The sequence below is a fragment of the Mesorhizobium sp. M0954 genome (assembly GCF_040319155.1).
Classification (GTDB): Bacteria; Pseudomonadota; Alphaproteobacteria; order Rhizobiales; family Rhizobiaceae; genus Mesorhizobium.
Genome location: NZ_JAMYNR010000001.1, coordinates 171,832 through 191,426, shown reverse-complemented (window position 1 = coordinate 191,426; position 19,595 = coordinate 171,832). Strand labels below are relative to the sequence as shown.

Sequence of the window (19,595 nt, the reverse complement as noted above, 5' to 3'; positions counted from 1 at the left end):
CCCGGCGGGCATCCGCCGGTCGTGTAAGTTCAACAAGGGAGGAAGTACATGTTGCGCAAACTGCTTATCGGGACGGCTCTCGCATCGGGCGTTGCGTTCGCGGCCCATGCCGAGGACGTCAAGGAAGTCCAGATGCTGCATTGGTGGACGTCGGGCGGCGAAGCTGCCGCTCTGAACGTGCTCAAGCAGGATCTGGCCAAGGAAGGCTTTGCCTGGAAGGACGTGCCGGTGGCCGGCGGCGGCGGCGACGCTGCCATGACCGCGCTGAAGGCGATGGTGGCAGCGGGCAACTACCCGACCGCCTCGCAGATGCTTGGCTATACCGTGCTCGATTACGCCGCAGCCGGCGTTATGGGCGACCTGACCGAGACGGCGATAAAGGAAGGCTGGGACAAGTCCGTTCCCGCGGCCCTGCAGAAATTCTCCGTCTATGACGGCAAGTGGGTCGCGGCTCCGGTCAATGTCCACTCGGTCAACTGGCTATGGATCAACAAGGCGGTGATGGACAAGATCGGCGGCACCGAGCCCAAGACCTTCGACGACTTCATTGCGTTGCTGGACAAAGCCAAGGCGGCGGGCGTCATCCCGCTCGCGCTGGGCGGCCAGAACTGGCAGGAAGCGACAATGTTCGACTCAGTCGTGCTGTCGACCGGCGGGCCTGAGTTCTACAAGAAGGCCTTCAACGACCTCGACGAGGAGTCGCTGAAGTCCGACACGATGAAGAAGTCGTTCGACAATCTCGCCAAGCTCGTCACCTATGTCGACCCGAACTTCTCGGGCCGGGACTGGAACCTCGCCACCGCCATGGTCATCAAGGGCGATGCGCTGGTGCAGGTGATGGGTGACTGGGCCAAGGGCGAATTCAACGCCGCCAAGAAGGTCCCGGGCACCGACTTCCTGTGCTACCGCTTCCCGGGCACCGACGGCAGCGTCGTCTACAACTCCGACATGTTCGGCATGTTCAACGTTCCGGAGGACCGCAAGGCCGCCCAGATCGCCCTGGCCACCGCCACGCTGTCGAAGAGCTTCCAGTCGGCCTTCAACGTCGTCAAGGGGTCTGTTCCGGCCCGCACCGACGTGCCGGACACCGATTTCGACGCTTGCGGCAAGAAGGGCATGGCCGACCTGAAGGCCGCCAATGAACGCGGCACGCTGTTCGGTTCGCTGGCGCAGGGCTATGGCGCGCCTCCCGCGGTTGCCAACGCCTACAAGGATGTCGTCTCGAAATTCGTGCACGGCCAGATCAAGACCTCGGACGAGGCCGTGACCCAACTGGTCAGCGCGATCGAAGACGCCAAGTAAGGCACCCGCCCATGTGAATGATCTCCCCGGCGCAAGCCGGGGAGATCCCCTGCGGCGATGTTTTGCGGTTGCGCCGACCGGCACGCTTTCGTGCCGCAGAGCCCGAGACAGCAGAATTCCGGACCCGCCATACGGAATGGACAGATGAGCACAGTTGCTGAAACCAGTATCACGCTGACGCCGGAGCACGATGCCCGTCCGGGCGCCACGGTGCGCTCGCGCCTTCAGGACGCGCTGCCGAAGCTCGTGCTGGCGCCGAGCTTCGCCGCCACAATCGTCTTCGTCTACGGCTTCATCCTGTGGACGATCTATCTGTCCTTCACCAATTCCAAGACCTTTCCCTCCTATGCGATCACCGGGCCACGCGCCTATCAGCGGCTATGGCGCTGGACTTTCGAAAGCGATCCGCCGTCCTCCTGGTACACGTCGATCACCAATATGGGGATTTTCGGCTTCCTCTACATTTCCATCTGCCTGGCGCTCGGCCTGTTCCTGGCGATCCTGCTCGACCAGAAGATCCGCGGCGAAGGTGTGCTGCGGCCGATCTACCTCTACCCGATGGCACTGTCGTTCATCGTCACCGGCGTTGCCTGGAAATGGTTTCTGGACCCCGGCCTCGGCCTCGAGCAGACACTGCACCAATGGGGCTGGACGAGCTTCCATTTCGACTGGATCAAGAACAAGGATTTCGTCATCTACACGGTGGTCATCGCCGGCGTCTGGCAGGCGTCGGGCTTCATCATGGCGATGTTCCTGGCCGGCCTGCGCGGCATCGACGGCGAGATCCTGAAGGCGGCGCAGATCGACGGCGCCACCACCTTCCAGCTCTACCGTCGCATCGTCATCCCGCTGCTGCGGCCGATCTTCCTGTCCGCCTTGATCGTCCTCGCGCATCTCGCCATCAAATCCTACGATCTGGTGGTCGCGCTGACCAGCGGCGGGCCGGGCGGTTCGGCCTGGCTGCCGTCCAACTTCATGTATGAGTACACCTTCAAGCGCAACGAGATGGCCGTCGGCTCGGCCAGCGCCGTGATCATGCTGATGACCATCACCGCGATCATCGTTCCCTATCTCTATTCCGAGCTTCGGGAGAAGCCGCGATGAGCGCCGTGGCCACTCCTGCTCGCCAGAGCACTGGCGGTATCAGCGCCAGGACGGTCAACCGTATTGTCATCTACGGGCTGCTGGCGCTGTTCGCGCTGTTCTATCTGATGCCGCTGTTCGTCATGCTTGTGACCTCGTTCAAGACCATGGACGAAATCCAGAACGGCAACATGCTGGCGCTGCCGCAGGAGCCGACCTTCGCACCTTGGATAAGGGCGTGGAGCGAGGTTTGCTCGGGTCTCACCTGCGTCGGCATGAAGGGTTATTTCTGGAACTCGATCAAGATGGTGGTTCCGGCCGTCATCATCTCGACCCTGCTCGGTGCGCTCAACGGCTATGTGCTGACGAAGTGGCGCTTTCGCGGGGCGACGCTGGTGTTCGGGCTGATGCTGTTTGCCTGCTTCATTCCGTTCCAGTCCGTCCTCTTGCCGATGGCAACGATCCTCGGCAGCCTCGGCCGGTTCGGCGTCAAGCTGCAGAACGCGACCGGCCTCACCTTCGGCTTCGGCAATCCGACCGTGAATCTGGTGTTCGTTCACGTCGTCTACGGCATCGGATTCACCACCCTGTTCTTCCGCAATTATTACGAAGCGTTTCCGAACGAACTGGTGAAGGCGGCGCAGATCGACGGCGCCAGCTTCTTCCAGATCTTCCGGCGCATCATGCTGCCCAACTCGCTGCCGATCATCGTGGTGACGGTGATCTACCAGTTCACCAACATCTGGAACGACTTCCTCTTCGCTTCCGCCTATGCCGGCTCAGGCGACGTGATGCCGATGACGGTGGCGCTGAACAATGTCGTCAACACCTCGACCGGCGTCGTCGAATACAACGTCAACATGGCGGCGGCGATGATCGCCGCGCTGCCGACGCTCCTCGTATACGTGCTCGCCGGCCGCTATTTCGTGCGCGGCCTGATGGCCGGCGCCGTCAAAGGATAATCGCATGGCTTTTCTGGAAATTGACGGGCTGAAGAAGCGTTTCGGAGCGGTCGAGATCCTGAAAGGCATCGACCTCGACCTGGAAAAGGGCGGCTTCCTCGTGCTGGTCGGGCCTTCCGGTTGCGGCAAGTCCACGCTGCTCAACACTATTGCCGGCCTGGAAACCATCACCGAAGGGGAAATCCGCGTCGACGGACGCACGATCAACGATCTCCACCCCTCCAAGCGCGACATCGCCATGGTCTTCCAGAGCTACGCGCTCTATCCGAACATGACGGTTGCCGGCAATATCGCCTTCGGCATGGAGATGCGCGGCGTGCCGGCCGGCGAGCGCCAGAAGGCAATCGACAAGGTGGCGAAGGTCCTGCAGATCGGCCATCTGCTGAAGCGCAAGCCAAGCCAGCTCTCCGGCGGCCAGCGCCAGCGCGTTGCCATGGGCCGGGCGCTGGTGCGTGATCCAAAGCTGTTCCTGTTCGACGAGCCTTTGTCCAATCTCGATGCCAAGCTGCGTGTCGACATGCGCATCGAGATCAAGCGCCTGCATGCCACCACCGGCACCACCATCGTCTACGTCACCCACGACCAGATCGAGGCGATGACGCTGGCCACCAAGATCGCGGTGATGCGCGACGGCGAGGTGCAGCAGTTCGGCACGCCAGCCGAAATCTATAACAATCCGGTCAACCTGTTTGTTGCCGACTTCATGGGCTCGCCGGCGATGAACCTGATCCCGGCGACGATCGGCAGCAACGGCAGCGGCTTCTCCGTCGTCATGGAGCGCGAGGCGCGCCAGCCGATCTCGCTGCCGCTGGGCAATGCGCCGGCCGGCCTGTCGGCATTCCAGGGAAAACCGATCATCTTCGGCGTCCGCCCGGAAGCACTGACCGATCCCGAGGGTGCCGAACGCAACGCCTCGAACATCGCCCGCGCCGACTGTCACATCGAGGTCATCGAGCCGGCCGGCTCGGATACGTTCGCGGTCACCAATCTCGGCGGCAAGGCGGTGGTGGCGCGGCTGCGCGCCGATGCCAAAATCCAGCCCGGCACGGTCACGCCGCTCGCCTTCAACCTGACCAAGGCGGTGTTCTTCGATCCGGCGACCGAGAAACGCATCGTCTAACGGCCATGACAAATCCCGACATCGTCATCATCGGCTCCGGTATAGGCGGCGCCACGATCGCCTCCGGCCTTGCCGGCGGTGGCGCCTCGATCCTGATGCTGGAGCGTGGCGAACCACTGCCGGCAACGCCGCACACACGCGACACCCACGCAATCTTCGTCGATGGTCATTATCGGCCGAAGGAGATGTGGCTCGAGGCCGGCGGAGCGCCTTTCAACCCGGGCAATTACTACTATGTCGGCGGCAATTCGAAATTCTACGGCGCGGTGCTGATCCGCTACCGCAGGGAAGACTTTTCGGAGATGGAGCACTATGGCGGCGTCTCGCCGGCCTGGCCGTTTTCCTACGAGGAATTCGAGCCCTGGTATTCCAGGGCCGAGCAACTTTTCCGCGTGCGCGGTGCACTCGGCGAAGACCCGACCGAGCCGTTCCACTCTACGCCCTACCCTTTCGGGCCGGTACCAGACGAGCCGTCGATCGCGCGTGCGCGCGCCGAGTTGAAGAGCCTAGGCCTGCATCCGGCATCGCTGCCGCTCGGCGTCGACATCGAAGCCTGGCTGAAAGACGGCAGCACGCCGTGGGACGCGTTTCCCAACACCGGGACCGGCAAGGTCGACGCCCAAACGGGACCGCTGGCCGCCGCCCTTGCCGACCAGAAGATCAAGCTCGAGACCGGCGCCCATGTCGAATATCTCGAGGCATCGCCGGATGCGAGGACAATCATCGCCGTCCATTATCGACAGAACGGTACGCTGAAGAAAGTCGCGCCGAAGCTGGTCATCCTGTCGGCCGGCGCAGTCAATTCCGCCGCCATCCTGCTGCGCTCGCCCACCCCTCAGGGCAGAGGCGGTGGCAAAGGCCTGGCCAACCGTTCCGACCAGGTCGGCCGCAACTTCATGAACCACAATTCGAGCGCCATGCTGGCGATCGATCCGCGCCGCAGGAACAAGTCCGTCTACCAGAAGACGCTGATGCTGAACGATTATTATCTGTCCGACGGCAAGGGCGGCAAACCGCTCGGCAACGTCCAGCTTCTAGGCAAGATCGACGGCAACATCCTCAAGGCCAATGTCAGGCGCGCGCCCAAATTCGCGCTGGATTTCATGGCCGGCCACGCCGTCGACTGGTATCTGATGTGCGAGGACCTGCCCGATCCCGAGAGCCGCATCATGGTCGACGGCAAGGACATCGTCATGCAGTGGCGGCGCTCCAACATGCAGTCGCTCGACGGACTGACCAAGGTGATGCGCGAGAATTTCCGCGCCTGCGGCTATCCGATCGTCCTGTCACGGCCGTTTGACAAGCGCACGCCCTCACATCAGTGCGGCACGGTGAAGATGGGCAACGATCCAGCGACCTCGCCGCTGGATCCGTTCTGCCGCTCCTTCGACCACAGCAATTTGTTCGTCGTCGATGCTGGCTTCCTGCCGAATTCGGCCGCCGTCAATCCGGCGCTGTCGATCGCCGCACAGGCGCTGCGCGTCGCCGATCATATCCGCAAGACGGAGCTTGCAACATGAGCCGCCCGGCAGCGATCGTCACCGGCGGCGCGCGCGGCATCGGCCTTGCCTGTGCCGAGGCGCTGGCCAGCGCCGGCTTCGATATTCTGGTCGCCGACCTTGCTGACGAAGCCGCAGACGGGCTCGCCGCCGACATCACCGGGCGCGGCGCGAAATTCGCCTATGTCAGCGGCGACATCGCCGACCTCGACGGCCACGCAGCGCTGATTGATGCCGCGACAAGCGCCTTCGGCCGCATCGACTGCCTGGTCAACAATGCCGGCATCGGCACTGTCCTGCGCGGCGATCTGCTCGAGCTCAAGCCGGAAAATTTCGACCGGGTGCTCGGCATCAATCTGCGCGGCACCGTATTCCTCAGCCAGGCCGTCGCCAAAGCGATGCTCGGCCTGCCAAGCGATGGTGCGAGATCGATCATCACCATCACTTCGGTCAGCGCCGCCATGGCCTCGCCGGAACGTTCCGATTACTGCATCTCCAAGGCTGGGCTTTCGATGTGGGTGAAGAACCTGGCACTGCGGCTCGCCGCCGAAAATATCGCCGTGTTCGAGGTGCGCCCGGGCATCATCCGCACCGACATGACCGCCGGTGTGACCGCCAAATATGACGGGCTGATCGACGGCGGGCTGGTGCCGGCGATGCGCTGGGGCGAGAGCGAAGATATCGGTGCCGCCGTGGCGGCGCTCGCCGGCGGCAAGTTCGGCTTTTCGACCGGCTCGGTCATCAATATCGACGGCGCGCTGTCGGTGCCGAGGCTATGAACAGGTGATGCCATGACCGACTACATAATCGTCGGCGCCGGCCCGGCCGGGTGCGTACTCGCCAACCGGCTGAGCGAAGATCCGTCGCATCAGGTGCTGCTGCTCGAAGCCGGCGGCAAGGACTGGCATCCGTTGATCCACATGCCGGCCGGTTTCGCCAAGATGACCAAGGGCATCGCCGCCTGGGGCTGGTCGACGGTGCCGCAAAAGCACATGCAGGACCGTGTCTTCCGATACACGCAGGCCAAGGTGATCGGTGGCGGCTCTTCGATCAACGCCCAGATCTACACGCGCGGCAACGCCCGCGACTACGACGCCTGGGAGAAGGAAGAAGGCCTTGCCGGCTGGGGCTATCGCGACGTGCTGCCCTATTTCAAGCGCGCGGAGAACAACCAGCGTTATGCCAACGATTTCCACGGCGACCAAGGCCCGCTCGGCGTATCGAACCCGATCGCGCCGCTGCCGATCTGCGAGGCCTATTTCCGTGCCGGACAGGAGATGGGCATCCCCTTCAATCCCGACTTCAACGGGGTAGCCCAGGAGGGCGTCGGTTATTATCAGCTGACGCAGAAGGACGCGAAGCGCTCCTCCGCCTCTGTCGCCTATCTCCGGCCGATCCGCGAGCGAAAGAATCTCACCGTCAGGACCGGCGTTCTGGTGACGCGCATCGTCGTCGACAAGGGCCGCGCCGTCGGCGTCGAGATCGTCGACAGGCCGGGCGGCCAGCCAACGATCCTGCGCGCCGAGCGCGAGGTGATCGTCTCGTCCGGCGCCATCGGCTCGCCGAAGCTTTTGCTGCAGTCGGGCATCGGCCCGGCCGACCATCTGAAGGCGGTCGGCGTGACACCGGTGCACGATCTGCCCGGCGTCGGCTCCAACCTGCAGGATCATCTCGACCTGTTCGTCATCGCCGAATGCACCGGCGATCACACCTACGACAACTACGCCAAGCTGCACTGGACGGCGTGGGCCGGGCTGCAGTATCTGCTCCTGAAGAAAGGCCCGGTAGCCTCCAGCCTGTTCGAGACCGGCGGCTTCTGGTACGCCGATCCGACCGCCGCCTCTCCCGATATCCAGCTGCATCTCGGCCTCGGCTCCGGCATCGAGGCCGGCGTCGAGAAGCTGAACAATCCGGGCGTGACACTGAACTCGGCGTTCCTGCGCCCGCGCTCGCGCGGCACCGTGCGGCTGAACAGTGCCGATCCGGCCGACCGCCCGCTGATCGATCCGAATTATTGGTCCGATTCCTATGACCGCGACATGTCGATCAAGGGGTTGAGGCTGGCGCGCGAGATCATGCGGCAGAAGGCGCTGGCCCCCTTTGTGCTGCGCGAGGTACTGCCGGGACCCGACCTGCAGAGCGGCGACGAGCTGTTCGACTACGCTTGCCGCAGTTCCAAGACCGACCACCACCCGGTCGGCACCTGCCGCATGGGCCACGATGCGATGAGCGTGGTAACGCCAGATCTCAGGCTGCGCGGTATCGAGGGCCTGCGCGTCTGCGACGCCTCGGTGATGCCGCGCATCCCCTCCTCCAACACCAATGCCCCGACGATCATGATTGGCGAAAAAGGCGCCGATCTGATCCTTGGCCGCGAGCCGCTGCCGCCGGCGGTGTTTTCCACCAACCGAGCGGCATGAGGGACAAAGAATGATCAGGCACTGTGTCTTCGTCAGATTTCGCAACGATGTCGCCGACGCCGAGCGCGCGGCAATCCATGCCGATCTCGAAGCGTTGCGGGCGGTGATCGACGGCATGGGCAAGGTCGAATTCAGCGCCAATACCAGCCCGGAACCCTTCGCCCGCGGCTTCACGCACGGCTTCACCATCGACTTTCGCGACCCTGCGGCACGCGATGCCTATCTGGAGCATGAAGCGCATCAGCGAGCCGGCGCAAAACTGGTCGCGGCGCTCGAAGGCGGCCCCGACGGGCTGATGGTGTTTGATCTGGAGATCGCGTGACTATCCCATTCTCAGCGCAACGACGCCGGCAACGATGCTAAGCACCGCGGCACCTCGCCATGCCGTCATCTTCTCGCCGAGCGCGAACACCGAGATCATCATGGCGAACAGGATCGATGTTTCGCGCAGCGACGCCACCGAGGCGATCGGCGCCTTGGTCATCGCCCACATCACGATCCAGTAGGCGCCGCCGCTGAGCACGCCGGTATAGGTTCCGGCCTTCCAGTCGCGCGCCAGCACCGGCAGCGCCTGTGGGCCGCGAAAGACGACGCATAGCACCAGCGCCCACAGCGCATCGCAGACGAACAGCCAGGCGGCATAACTCGACGCGGTGGCGGCCAGCCGCGCGCCGCTGCCGTCCGACAGCGTGTAGCTGGCGATGAAGATCGATGTGCCCAACGCGAAACCGACGGCGCGCAGGTTCAATTTCTCCAGATGCGCGCCGCCGCGAAACGACAGCACCAGCGTGCCCGCCGACAACAAGAGGATGCCGAGAATGGCGAGCGGCGCCGGCATCTCGGCAACCACCACAACGCCCCCCAAAGCGGCCAGCAATGGCGCGGTGCCGCGCGCCAGCGGATAGGTCTGGGCGAAATCGCCGGTCTTGTAGGCGCCGATCAGGAACGTCCTGTAGCCCATGTGGAAGACAACCGAGGCGAGGATGTATGGCCACACTTCCGGCTTCGGCACCTCGACGAAAGGCAACGTCACCAGCGCAGCGGCACCCATGCCGAGCGTCATCAGTGTGATCGACAGGAAACGGTCGAGGTGGACCTTGACCAGCGCGTTCCAGATCGCATGCATGGAAGCGGCGGCGAGCACCGCGAAAAAGACAAACAGGCTCATCGGCGGTTCATCCGCCGCCCGTCCCGATGACGATCGGCGTCTCCAGGTCGATATCGACCCAGAGCGGAAAATGGTCGGAAGCGATTTGGCCGATATCGGCGCTGACCGAGCGCACGCGCCCGGCAAACATGCCGCCGACGAAGCAATGGTCGAGCCGGCGCTTTGCCAGCCTGCCATCGATAGTCTTCACATGGGTGTGGAAATCCGCTGTCGGTTCCATTGCGACGGCGGCGGCATCGACAAAACCGTCGAGATAGGCGGCACCGCGATGATAGGGCGCGCTGCCGATAAGGCGCCGGTACTCGGCGCTGTCCGGCTCCATGTTGAAGTCGCCCAACCAGATCGCCGCTACGGGGTTTTCTGGCTCCTGTTCGCCATTGCTCCAGTTGCGCGCCGGCTCGTCGTCAGCGCCGCTCCATGGACCGCCCTGGGACGGCGCACGGCGATGCTCGGCGAGCAAATAGTCGATCTGCTCCAGCCGCTCCTCGGCCGCGATATGCGCCAGATGCAACGACAGCACCCGCACCGGACCGGCAGGGGTGCGGATCATGCATTCGAGTGCGGCATTGCGGGTGTTGAGCGGCCGCAGCGTGCGCCTGAGCGGCAGCGTATGCAGCCGCGACCAGACGATCGGAAGCTTCGACAGAACCATGGTGCCGAATTGCCGCCGCCGGTTGACGATGCGGCCTACACGCCGGTGGCTGGCATCCATGTCGAAGGCCGGCCCGTAGACCCAATGGTAGTCGGGCAGAAATTGCGAAAGAAGTTCCGGCTGGTCGTCCTCGTTGCTGCGCAACCAGTGCCGTTCCACCTCCTGCAAGGCGATGATGTCGGCGCCGGCCACGACCTTGGCGCAACGCGCCAGGTCGTAGCGGCCATCGCTGCCGAAGCCATACTGGATGTTATAGCTGACCAGCTTCATTGCTTATTCGGCTCAGTTTCCTGCTGGCAGTAGCCGTTCGCTGACAGCCTTGCAATGTGCAGCCGGGCGGAGGGAGCTTGGGCCAGATGCTAAGTGGTCAGCGGCTGGAACCGACCGGGCGGGGATGCTGCCAGTTCCGACCAGTCGATTTCTTCCTCAAGGCGGTGGTAGGCTTCGTCGCCGATCGTTCCGTCGATGCGCAAACGCTCCAGCGCATCGCGCTGGCTCTTGATGGCGTAGAGACGCAATCTGTCATACTCGGTCGCCGCCTGGGCATCCTCGGGGTTTTCGGCGATGGCGCGCTGGGCGGCATATTGCTCTCGCACCGCCCCGGCCGCGCTCGATGTCTTGCCGCTGAGCACGTCCAGCGCCGCCTGCATGATGGCGACGCGCGCCTGCGCCACCTCCCGGTCGACCGTCCGGTCGAGGTCGAGATTGAGCAGAAGCAGCAACGGTTTCAGGCTGACGCCTTGCAGCACCAACGTGCCGAGCACGACCGTGAAAGCGGCGAGCACGATCGGATCACGGCCCGGAAAGTCGGCCGGCAAGGCGAAGGCTGCCGCAAGCGTCACCAGACCACGCATGCCGCACCAGCCGATGAGCACGCCGCCGCGGAATGTCGGTGCGTCCTTCCGCCTGTCCTCGTCGCCCAGACGGGCCAGCGCTCTGAGGATCGCGCCGCAGCCCAGAACCCAGACGAGCCGTGATACGATGACGACGGCCAGCACAGCCAGGGCAAAGACGAACGCCTCGCTTTGTCCTTGCTCGGCAAGTCGCCCGACGATGGACCGCGCTTGCAGGCCCATCAGAACGAAGGCCAGCACGTTGAGCACGAACACCGCCGTCTCCCAGACCGAGTAGGAGCTGACACGATTCCTTGCCGGCATGCGGCGCGGCGATGTACGTGCGATCGTCATGGCATAGACGACGATCGTGATGATGGCGGAAAGCCCTATCCTGTCGGCCAGGATCCAGACGCCGAAGGTTGAGGCGAATTGCACCACGGTGCCGCTCGCCGGGTCGTCGATGCGGCCGAGTATGGCGAGAGACAACCGGCCGAGCACATAGCCTGCGGCAAGGCTGCCGACCGTCGACAGCAGGATCATTGGAACGGCACTGCTCAACAGGATGGAGCCGGCGGCTGCGGAAACCGACATCCTGTAGATCAACAGCGCCGTGGCGTCGTTGAGCAGGCTCTCGCCTTCCAGGATGGCGGTGATGCGGTGCGGCACCTTGAACTGTCCGAGCACGGCCGCCGCCGCCACCGCATCGGGCGGCGCCACGATCGCGCCGAGCGCTATGGCCGCGGCAATGGGCAGGTCTGCCATCGTCCAGCCGACCAGCGCGACCGTCACGGTGGTGAAGATGACGGCGCCAAGCGCCAGCAGGATGAGCGAAACCTTGTAGCGGTTGAGATCGCGCAGCGACGTGTCATAGGCCGCGTCGAGCAGAACCGGCGCGATGAACAGAGCGAGCGCCAGCCCCGGGTCGATCTCGATGGTCGGGGCAAACGGCAGGAAGGCGATGCCGGCGCCGGCCAGCGCCAGCAATGACGGATAGGGAATCTGCAGACGCCGCGACAGCGCGGTCAGGGCGACCGCGATGAGAAGCAGGACAAGGGTGAGTTCAAAAAGCGCCATGCCTTATCGTAGCGGTGAAGCCGGTCGATTGGCACTGCAAAAACGACGACGGCTTTGGCTGTTCGTGAATGGTGAATGGCTGCGTGCAGAGCAATTTCGGCGCGTAAAGCGCATTCTTACTATTCACTGTTCACTATTCACTCTTCTCCTAATGCAGCACCAGCATGTCGCCCGACGAGAACGAAATCTCGGCCTTTTCGCCGACGGCCGGCGGCGGTGTGGCCGGACTGTTGAACGTGTCGAGCGAGACCGTGCTGCCGCCGATGCCGACGCGAACCCGGATGACCGAGCCGAGGAAATGCACCTCGGCGATTTCGCCCCAAAGGCTGGAATCGCGACCGGGGTGTCGGCCGAGCGAGATCGCCTCGGGCCGCAACGCCAGCGACAGCGTGTCGCCGGATTTCGAGCCGTTGAGCTTGCCCTTGAGCGAGACCTCTTGCGAGTTGACGCGCACCTTGCCCGAAGCGGCGTCGGTGACCGTGCCTTCGAGCACGTTCAGCGTGCCGACGAAATTGGCGACGAATTTGGTTGCCGGCCGGTTGTAGATCTCGAACGGCGTGCCGACCTGCTCGGCCTTGCCGCCATACATGACGGCGATGCGGTCGGAGATCGACAGCGCCTCTTCCTGGTCGTGGGTGACGAAGATGGTGGTGATGCCGAGCTTCTTCTGGATCGAGCGGATTTCCTCGCGCAGCGACACGCGCACCTTGGCGTCGAGCGCCGACAGCGGCTCGTCGAGCAGCAGCAGTTTCGGCTTGGGCGCAATCGCCCGCGCCAGCGCGATGCGCTGCTGCTGGCCGCCGGACAGTTGGTAGGGATAGCGGTCGCCCATCTGCGGCAGCTTGATGATGTCGAGCATCTCGGCAACGCGCCTGTCGGCATCGGCCTTCGGCATACCGGCGACCTTCAGCCCGAAGCCGATATTCTGCGCCACGGTGAGGTTCGGAAACAGCGCATAGGCCTGGAACACCATGCCGATGTTGCGCTGGTTGGGCTTGAGCCGGGTGACGTCCTTGCCGGCCACGACGATCTTGCCGGCGGATGGCTCTTCGAAACCGGCGACCATGCGCAGCACCGTCGTCTTGCCGCAGCCCGACGGTCCGAGAAAGGAGACGAATTCGCCCGGCTCGACGTCGAGGTTGAAATCCTGCACCACAATGGCGGCGCCGAAGGATTTCTGCACATGCTGGATTGAGAGGAATGGCTCGGCCATGGCTTTTTCCTTCGGGTCAGTTCGGACGGTTCGCCGATCGCGGCGCGAAGCGCGACAGGATCTGGATCAGCGACATGCAGCCCCAGGTAATGGCAAAGGCGATGATGGCAAGCGCCGCCGGCTCATAGGCGCGATTGGCGCCGACGTTCTGCAGATAGGGTCCGAAAGCAGGCCGGTTGAGCAGGCTGGCCATGGTGAATTCGCCGATGACGATGGCGAAGGTCAGGAAGGCGCCCGACAGCACCGCGATCAGCACGTTGGGCAGGATGACCCGAGTGATGATCGTGCCCCAGCCGGCGCCCAGAATCTGTGCCGCCTCGGTCAGTGTTCGTACATCGATGGTGCGAAGCCCGGTATCGACGGCGCGATACATATAAGGCAGCGCCAGCGTCGCATAACCGATGACCAGCAAGGCATTGGCTCCTGTCTCGCTGGCCAGGAACGGCAGCGGTGAGTTCGACCCGTACATTCTGATGTAGCCGAAGACGATAACGATGGCCGGAATGACCAGCGGCAGCAGCGTGATGAACTCGACGACGGGCCTGATCTGCGGCAGCCGCAGACGAATCCAGTACGCCGCCGGCACCACCACCAGCACGCCAAGGACGATGGTGAAGATGGCTGCGACCACCGAATAGATGAAGGTCGCCTGGAAGCGGGGATCGCCGAGCACGACCTGATAGGCATCGAAGGAATACGCGCCGCGCCGCATGCGCATGGAGAATTCCACGGTCGCGATCAGCGGAATGAAGAAATAGGCCGCGCCCAGCGCGAAGACGATCCAGGCCCAGAATCTGCCGGACTTCATTTGAGCCACCTCTCAGAGCGCGTCCGGAACCAGATGTAGAAGACATTGGCCAGCCCAGTGATGACGATCATGCCGAAGGCGATGGCGTAGCCGAGATGGGCATTGTGCAGCACGTCACCGCGGATCTGCGCGTAGAGCAGGATAGGGACGATGTTAAGCGAGGAGCCGGTCAGAGCGTAAGCGGTGGCGATGGCACCGAAGGCGTTGGCGAACAAGAGGATGACGGTGCCGAGGAAACTTGGCCAGATCACCGGAATGACGACCATGCGCCAGAACTGCGCCTGGGTCGCGCCAAGCGTTGCCGCCGCTTCGCCCCATTCCTTCTTCAGCCCATCGATCGCCGGCACGATGATCACCACCATCAGCGGGATCTGGAAATAGACATAGGTCAGCGTCAGGCCCCAGAACGACAGGATGTTGAAACCATGGGCATAAATGTTGAAGCCGACCAAGACGTTGAGCAGCACCGTGGCGAGCCCGAGCCGGCCGAGCGTCGCGAGAAAGGCGAAGGCCAGCGGCACGCCGGCAAAATTGGAGGCCACGCCGGAAAAGGTCAGTGTCGCCGAGCGTATCCACTCCGGCAGCCCGCCGCGCACGATGGCGATGGCAATGGCAAGTCCCGCGAAAGCACCGATCAGCGACGAGGCGAGGCTGACCTTGATTGAGATCCAGTAGGCGGCAACGATCGACGGCTGCGCCAAGGCCGCTATGTTTTCGAAAGTGAATTCGCCGGCATCGTTCCGGAATGCGCCCAGCATCAGATAGAGCGTCGGCAGGATCAAGAACATGATGGCGAAGATGAAGAAAGGCGCAACGCCAAGCCATTGCGTCGGCAGCCGCATGCTGCGGGCGTCGGCAGGAGGCGCGGTCTTCCCGGCAACAGCGTGATCGGACAACGAGATATCGGTCATGCGCCGGCTACCGTCCTGGAGGTATGCCGGGCGGCGATCTAAGCCGCCCGGCTGATCTCAAGTCTTACTTGACGTTGGCGCCGACGACGGCATCCCAGTTCTTGGTGATGGCTTCCTTGGCCTTGCCCTGCTCGTCGAGCGTCGGGAACACCGCGGCTGCATAGGACTCGGCCGGCGGCAGCTTGGCCATCACGTCAGCCGGGAGCTTGCCATTCTTGGCGAGGTCGTTGAAGCGGATCGGGTGACAATAGCCCTTCAGCCAGCCGATCTGGCCTTCGTCGGAATAGAGATATTCCAGCCACAGCTTGGCAGCATTCGGGTGCGGCGCATAGGCGCTGATCGCCTGAACATAGACGCCGGCGACGACACCGGTCTTCGGCACGACGACGTCGACCGGCGGATTGCCCTTCAGCGTATCACGGCCGGCAAGCGCGTTATAATCCCAGGTCACCAGGATTGGCGTCTGGCCTTGAGCAAGCGTCGCGGGCTTGCCGATGACCGGCACGAAATTGCCGGCGGCGTTGAGCTTCTTGAAGAAGTCGAGACCAGCCGCGCCGGCGGCTTCGCCGGCAGCCGCACCGCCGGAAAGGCCGGCGGCATAGACTGCCTGGATGGCCTGGTTCGAAGCACGCGGGTCGCCGGCGAGCGCCACGGTATTGGCGAATTCCGGCTTCAGCAGATCGGCCCAGTCGGCCGGCGCTTCCTTGACCAGGTCCTTGTTCACCAGAAACGAAAGCACGCCGTAGTAGTCGCCGGTCCAAAAGCCTTCGGCATCCTTGGCGCTGTCCGGGATCGAGTCCCAGGTTGATACTTTATAAGCCTGGATCAGGCCATCCTTCTTGGCGGTCGGGCCGAAGCTCAGGCCGACGTCGATGACGTCGGGCGCTTGCGGGCCCTTGTTGTCCTTGTTGGCCTTGATCGCCTCGACCTCGTCGCCGGAGCCGGCATCGGGGTTGAGCTCGTTGACGGTGATCCCCGGATATTTTGCCTTGAAGCCGTCGATGACCGCGCCGTAGCCGCACCAGTCATGCGGCAGCGCGATGGTGGTGAGCTGGCCTTCAGCCTTGGCTGCGGCGACCAGTTCATCCATGGACTGGGCCGACGAGATGGCAGAGGTCGCCATCAGGGCGACGGCCGAAAGGGAAAGCAGTTTTCCCGTGAATTTGAACATGTGTTCTCTCCGTTGAACTGACGCCGTTGGACGCCTGCGATGCGGTATCGTTTTCGTGTGACAGCCAGATGAAAGCTTTGTGAAAGCGATGCCCCGCAGTATGAAAAAGTAAACTCTTTTTAACCGGCTGTAGCAATCGCTTCGCGATTCTTTTTCCGGCTAACTAGTTTCGATCTTGCCTTTCATCTTTCCCCCTTTCCTTTGCCTCTTTTCCCAAGTCGATTTCCGATGCGAAAATTGTCTCAGACGGTGCCGGCGATGGCGTTTTCGAGCAGCGTCAGCGCCGCCTTCTTGGTCAGCTTGACCGGGTTGCCGCCGGCGGTCGGATCGACCACCGCCATGTCGGCAATCAGGCCCTTGCGCTTCTTGTCCATGTCGAGCCCCTTGATCAGGCCGGGCAGCGCATGCGGCACCTTGAGCTCCTTGCGCAGCTTGATGATCGCCTTGGCAAAACCGTCGAAGCCGCCCTTGATGCCGCAATAGGCGGCAAGCCGGGCGATGCGCGGCTCGATCGCCTCGCGGTTGAAGGCCAGCACGTAGGGCATGAACACGGCGTTGGTCATGCCGTGGTGGCTATCGTAGAGCGCGCCGATCGGATGCGACAGCGAATGAATCGCTCCGAGCCCTTTCTGGAAGGCGGCCGCTCCCATGGCAGCGGCGCTCATCATGTTGGCGCGGGCGACCAGATCCTTGCCGTTGGCATAGGCTTTCGGCAGGTTTTCGAAGACCAGCCTTATGCCTTCCACGGCGATGCCGTCGGCCATCGGGTGATAGCCCGGCGCGCAATAGGCTTCGAGACAGTGAGCGAGCGCATCCATGCCGGTGCCGGCGGTGATGAAGCCCGGCATACCGACCGACAGCTCCGGATCGGCAATGACGATCGCCGGCAAGAGCTTTGGATGGAAGATGACCTTCTTGGTATGGGTCGCTTCATTGGTGATGACGCCGGCGCGGCCGACTTCCGAGCCGGTGCCGGCGGTGGTCGGCACGGCGATGATCGGCGCGATCGCATCGGCATCGGCGCGTGTCCACCAGTCGCCGACGTCCTCGAAATCCCAGACCGGCCGGGTCTGCCCGGCCTGGAAGGCGATCAGCTTGCCGAGGTCGAGCGCCGAGCCGCCGCCAAAGGCAATGACGCCGTCATGCTTGCCCTTCTTGAACACGGCAATGCCGGCGGTCAGGTTGGAATCCACCGGGTTCGGCTTGACCTCGGAAAATACGCCATAGGGCACCTTGGCGTCGTCGAGGATCTTCAGCGTCGAGGCCACCACCGGCAGCCTGGCCAGTCCCGGATCGGTGACGAACAGCGGCCGCTTGATGCCGGTCGCCGCCAGCACCTCCGGCAGCTCCTTGATGCGTCCGGCGCCGAAGCGGACGGTCGTCGGGTAATTCCATTTGGAAACGAGTTTTGTCATTTCGACCTTCTTGACTGCTTTCGTGCTCTCGGATGTCGTCAATTCACAAAGGTATTGGCCACACGGTCTGACCGCATCATGTACGGAATCCAGATGGCTGCGGCCCAGACGGAACGGTAAATTCCGCGCATCGTTTCGCTGTCGAACGCATCAGCCAAGGTTGGAAAGCTCTCGCGAAAAACCAGATGCGCAGCCCATGGGTCGAGGATGACATATACCGGCATCGCGACTGCCCAAATCATGTACCAGCCCGGGAATATCTCCCAGCGCTTGAACATGAAGAACAATAACAGGACCGGGGCTGTAAGGCTTAGAACGCCTGCTGTCACCAGTTCGGCAACGAGCAGCGCACCTTGAGAAAAACTGAAGGCCTGCCAGTCGAAGCCGAGATAGTCGGTATTGTGCAGTTGTACCAACCCCAGTATCGGCGTGAGCATCAACCCGAGCATCGGCAGGACAAGCCATCCGCCGATACCCTCGGGACGCTCACCATCTGGCAGCGCCGATTGTTGTGTATCCGCCATTACTCCCCCTCAACAGCGATCGCATGCCTGTCGATCGCCACCTTAGATCACCTCGCGCAGATGGTATGATTTCGGCCTGGTCAGATTATCGTAGCCGATGGCCGACAGTGCCGCGCCCTTGCCGGTGTCCTTGACGCCGGTCCAGACCAGCGCCGGGTCGAGATAGTCGCAGCGGTTCATGAACACGGTGCCGGTCTCGACACGATCGCCGATCGCCGCCGCATGCTCAATGTCGCGCGTCCAGATCGAGGCCGTCAGCCCATAGGGGCTGTCGTTCATCAGCGCGATCGCCTCCTCGTCGTTGCGCACCTTCATGATGCCGACGATCGGGCCAAAGCTTTCCTCGCGCATGACGCTCATCTGGTGGTCGACCTGGGTCAGCACTTCCGGCGCCAGATAGGGCGAACCTTGCCTGTCGTTGGCCACCTTCATATCGATGTGCGCCCTGGCGCCCTTGCGCAACGCCTCGGCCTTCTGCTCGCGGATCAGGTCGGCGAAGCGCGCCTGCGCCATCGGCCCCATGGTGGTCGCCTGGTCGAGCGGATTGCCGACGACGTAGTTCCTGGTCTCGGCAATGAAGCCCTCGACGAATTCATCGTAGACCGTCTCATGCACATAGACGCGCTCGATGCCGCAGCAGCACTGGCCGGAATTGTAGAAAGCGCCGTCGACCAGATTGGCAACGGCATGGTCCATCTTTGCGTCCGGCAGCACATAGGCCGGATCCTTGCCGCCGAGTTCGAGGCCGAGCGTCATGAAGGTGCCCGCCACCGCCTTCTCGATGGCGCGGCCGCCGGCGACCGAGCCGGTGAAGTTGACATGGTCGATCTTGCCGGAGCCGAGCAGCCTTTCGGTCTGCGCGTGGTTCAGGACGAGGTTCTGGAACAGGCCCTTGGGCAGGCCGGCCTTATCAAACGCCTGCTGAAACCGCTCGCCGACCAACAATGTCTGTGCCGCATGCTTGAGGATGACAGCGCTGCCCGCCATCAGCGCCGGCACGATGGTGTTGACGGCGGTGAGATAGGGATAGTTCCACGGCGCGATCACCATGACCACGCCGAGTGGCACCTTCTTCACATAGCGGCGAAAGCCGTCCTTCGGATTGGAGGCCATGACCGGCTTCAGGGCCGCCTCGGCGATCTCGACCATGTAGCTGACGCGTTCCCTGACGCCGCCGAACTCGCCGCCATAGCGCACCGGCCGGCCCATCTGCCAGGCGATCTCCGGCACGATCTCGTCGGTCATGGCGACCAGCGCTTCCAGCATGGCAAGCATGTATTTGCCGCGCTCGATGACCGGCGTCTCAGCCCACTTCTCCTGCGCCGCCTTGGCACGTTCGACCGCGGCACCGATCGCCTGGTCGGTGGCAAGAGGCCGTTCGGCATAGATCGAACCGTCGACGGGGGATTTTATCTTGACCGTTTCGGTCATGCCTTG

18 protein-coding genes are annotated in these 19,595 nt (G+C 63.2%); 8 read left to right on the top strand and 10 right to left on the bottom strand.

From position 1 onward, the window contains the following. The first annotated feature begins 48 nt into the window (after positions 1-48). The 8 genes from NKH93_RS00955 to NKH93_RS00920 all read left to right on the top strand — a co-directional run bounded on the left by NKH93_RS00955 (position 49) and on the right by NKH93_RS00920 (position 8,708). On the top strand, positions 49-1,302 hold the full coding sequence (locus NKH93_RS00955; RefSeq protein ID WP_352918253.1) for an ABC transporter substrate-binding protein: 1,254 nt from the start codon (positions 49-51) through the stop codon (positions 1,300-1,302). Positions 1,303-1,446: 144 nt separating this feature from the next. Next, positions 1,447-2,406, top strand: a complete 960-nt coding sequence (locus NKH93_RS00950) for a carbohydrate ABC transporter permease (protein WP_023675368.1) — start codon at positions 1,447-1,449, stop codon at positions 2,404-2,406. Continuing rightward, positions 2,403-3,347, top strand: coding sequence for a carbohydrate ABC transporter permease (locus tag NKH93_RS00945; RefSeq protein WP_023675367.1), 945 nt, complete (start codon positions 2,403-2,405; stop codon positions 3,345-3,347). Before NKH93_RS00950 ends, NKH93_RS00945 begins: the two co-directional genes overlap by 4 nt. A 4-nt stretch (positions 3,348-3,351) precedes the next feature. Further along, positions 3,352-4,467 carry an ABC transporter ATP-binding protein gene (locus NKH93_RS00940; RefSeq protein ID WP_023675366.1) on the top strand — a complete coding sequence of 372 codons (1,116 nt, stop codon included), beginning with the start codon at positions 3,352-3,354 and terminating at the stop codon, positions 4,465-4,467. A 5-nt stretch (positions 4,468-4,472) separates the two neighbouring features. Further along, the gene (locus tag NKH93_RS00935; protein ID WP_352767108.1) at positions 4,473-5,987 is read left to right on the top strand and encodes a GMC oxidoreductase; all 1,515 of its coding nucleotides are present in this window, start codon (positions 4,473-4,475) and stop codon (positions 5,985-5,987) included. After that, positions 5,984-6,745 (top strand): 3-ketoacyl-ACP reductase, encoded by a 762-nt coding sequence (locus NKH93_RS00930; RefSeq protein ID WP_352767106.1) that lies wholly within the window; start codon positions 5,984-5,986, stop codon positions 6,743-6,745. Before NKH93_RS00935 ends, NKH93_RS00930 begins: the two co-directional genes overlap by 4 nt. Before the next feature lie 12 nt (positions 6,746-6,757). Next, a complete protein-coding gene (locus tag NKH93_RS00925) occupies positions 6,758-8,386 on the top strand; it encodes a GMC family oxidoreductase (RefSeq protein WP_352918255.1) in 1,629 nt (542 codons plus the stop codon). A 10-nt stretch (positions 8,387-8,396) separates the two neighbouring features. Continuing rightward, on the top strand, positions 8,397-8,708 hold the full coding sequence (locus NKH93_RS00920; RefSeq protein ID WP_352918257.1) for a Dabb family protein: 312 nt from the start codon (positions 8,397-8,399) through the stop codon (positions 8,706-8,708). Here the strand turns inward: NKH93_RS00920 and NKH93_RS00915 are convergent, their stop codons facing one another. The 10 genes from NKH93_RS00915 to NKH93_RS00870 form a co-directional block, all read right to left on the bottom strand. Beyond that, on the bottom strand, positions 8,709-9,554 hold the full coding sequence (locus tag NKH93_RS00915) for an EamA family transporter (RefSeq protein WP_352918259.1): 846 nt from the start codon (positions 9,552-9,554) through the stop codon (positions 8,709-8,711). Between the two features lie 7 nt (positions 9,555-9,561). Further along, on the bottom strand, positions 9,562-10,476 hold the full coding sequence (locus NKH93_RS00910) for an endonuclease/exonuclease/phosphatase family protein (RefSeq protein WP_352918261.1): 915 nt from the start codon (positions 10,474-10,476) through the stop codon (positions 9,562-9,564). 89 nt (positions 10,477-10,565) lie between these two features. Then, a complete protein-coding gene (locus NKH93_RS00905; RefSeq protein WP_352918263.1) occupies positions 10,566-12,116 on the bottom strand; it encodes a cation:proton antiporter in 1,551 nt (516 codons plus the stop codon). Positions 12,117-12,264: 148 nt separating this feature from the next. Further along, a complete protein-coding gene (locus NKH93_RS00900; RefSeq protein WP_352469503.1) occupies positions 12,265-13,329 on the bottom strand; it encodes an ABC transporter ATP-binding protein in 1,065 nt (354 codons plus the stop codon). A 16-nt stretch (positions 13,330-13,345) separates the two neighbouring features. Next, positions 13,346-14,137, bottom strand: a complete 792-nt coding sequence (locus NKH93_RS00895; RefSeq protein ID WP_352454042.1) for an ABC transporter permease — start codon at positions 14,135-14,137, stop codon at positions 13,346-13,348. After that, positions 14,134-15,048: an ABC transporter permease gene (locus NKH93_RS00890; protein WP_023675356.1), complete on the bottom strand. Its 915-nt coding sequence runs from the start codon at positions 15,046-15,048 to the stop codon at positions 14,134-14,136. Before NKH93_RS00890 ends, NKH93_RS00895 begins: the two co-directional genes overlap by 4 nt. Positions 15,049-15,112: 64 nt before the next feature. Further along, complete coding sequence (locus tag NKH93_RS00885; protein ID WP_352918265.1) at positions 15,113-16,219, bottom strand: ABC transporter substrate-binding protein; 1,107 nt, start codon at positions 16,217-16,219, stop codon at positions 15,113-15,115. Between the two features lie 242 nt (positions 16,220-16,461). Continuing rightward, positions 16,462-17,634, bottom strand: coding sequence for an iron-containing alcohol dehydrogenase (locus NKH93_RS00880; protein ID WP_352469501.1), 1,173 nt, complete (start codon positions 17,632-17,634; stop codon positions 16,462-16,464). Between the two features lie 38 nt (positions 17,635-17,672). Continuing rightward, positions 17,673-18,158, bottom strand: coding sequence for a DUF2569 domain-containing protein (locus NKH93_RS00875; RefSeq protein ID WP_352918267.1), 486 nt, complete (start codon positions 18,156-18,158; stop codon positions 17,673-17,675). A 42-nt stretch (positions 18,159-18,200) separates the two neighbouring features. Continuing rightward, the gene (locus tag NKH93_RS00870) at positions 18,201-19,589 is read right to left on the bottom strand and encodes an aldehyde dehydrogenase family protein (RefSeq protein WP_352918269.1); all 1,389 of its coding nucleotides are present in this window, start codon (positions 19,587-19,589) and stop codon (positions 18,201-18,203) included. Between the last annotated feature and the right edge of the window lie 6 nt (positions 19,590-19,595).

Excerpts from the sequence above, each read along its gene's own strand:
- NKH93_RS00955 (WP_352918253.1), top strand. The coding sequence starts at position 49 with ATGTTGCGCAAACTGCTTATCGGGACGGCTCTCGCATCGGGCGTTGCG.
- NKH93_RS00950 (WP_023675368.1), top strand. The coding sequence starts at position 1,447 with ATGAGCACAGTTGCTGAAACCAGTATCACGCTGACGCCGGAGCACGAT.
- NKH93_RS00945 (WP_023675367.1), top strand. The coding sequence starts at position 2,403 with ATGAGCGCCGTGGCCACTCCTGCTCGCCAGAGCACTGGCGGTATCAGC.
- NKH93_RS00940 (WP_023675366.1), top strand. The coding sequence starts at position 3,352 with ATGGCTTTTCTGGAAATTGACGGGCTGAAGAAGCGTTTCGGAGCGGTC.
- NKH93_RS00935 (WP_352767108.1), top strand. The coding sequence starts at position 4,473 with ATGACAAATCCCGACATCGTCATCATCGGCTCCGGTATAGGCGGCGCC.
- NKH93_RS00930 (WP_352767106.1), top strand. The coding sequence starts at position 5,984 with ATGAGCCGCCCGGCAGCGATCGTCACCGGCGGCGCGCGCGGCATCGGC.
- NKH93_RS00925 (WP_352918255.1), top strand. The coding sequence starts at position 6,758 with ATGACCGACTACATAATCGTCGGCGCCGGCCCGGCCGGGTGCGTACTC.
- NKH93_RS00920 (WP_352918257.1), top strand. The coding sequence starts at position 8,397 with ATGATCAGGCACTGTGTCTTCGTCAGATTTCGCAACGATGTCGCCGAC.
- NKH93_RS00915 (WP_352918259.1), bottom strand. The coding sequence starts at position 9,554 with ATGAGCCTGTTTGTCTTTTTCGCGGTGCTCGCCGCCGCTTCCATGCAT.
- NKH93_RS00910 (WP_352918261.1), bottom strand. The coding sequence starts at position 10,476 with ATGAAGCTGGTCAGCTATAACATCCAGTATGGCTTCGGCAGCGATGGC.
- NKH93_RS00905 (WP_352918263.1), bottom strand. The coding sequence starts at position 12,116 with ATGGCGCTTTTTGAACTCACCCTTGTCCTGCTTCTCATCGCGGTCGCC.
- NKH93_RS00900 (WP_352469503.1), bottom strand. The coding sequence starts at position 13,329 with ATGGCCGAGCCATTCCTCTCAATCCAGCATGTGCAGAAATCCTTCGGC.
- NKH93_RS00895 (WP_352454042.1), bottom strand. The coding sequence starts at position 14,137 with ATGAAGTCCGGCAGATTCTGGGCCTGGATCGTCTTCGCGCTGGGCGCG.
- NKH93_RS00890 (WP_023675356.1), bottom strand. The coding sequence starts at position 15,048 with ATGACCGATATCTCGTTGTCCGATCACGCTGTTGCCGGGAAGACCGCG.
- NKH93_RS00885 (WP_352918265.1), bottom strand. The coding sequence starts at position 16,219 with ATGTTCAAATTCACGGGAAAACTGCTTTCCCTTTCGGCCGTCGCCCTG.
- NKH93_RS00880 (WP_352469501.1), bottom strand. The coding sequence starts at position 17,634 with ATGACAAAACTCGTTTCCAAATGGAATTACCCGACGACCGTCCGCTTC.
- NKH93_RS00875 (WP_352918267.1), bottom strand. The coding sequence starts at position 18,158 with ATGGCGGATACACAACAATCGGCGCTGCCAGATGGTGAGCGTCCCGAG.
- NKH93_RS00870 (WP_352918269.1), bottom strand. The coding sequence starts at position 19,589 with ATGACCGAAACGGTCAAGATAAAATCCCCCGTCGACGGTTCGATCTAT.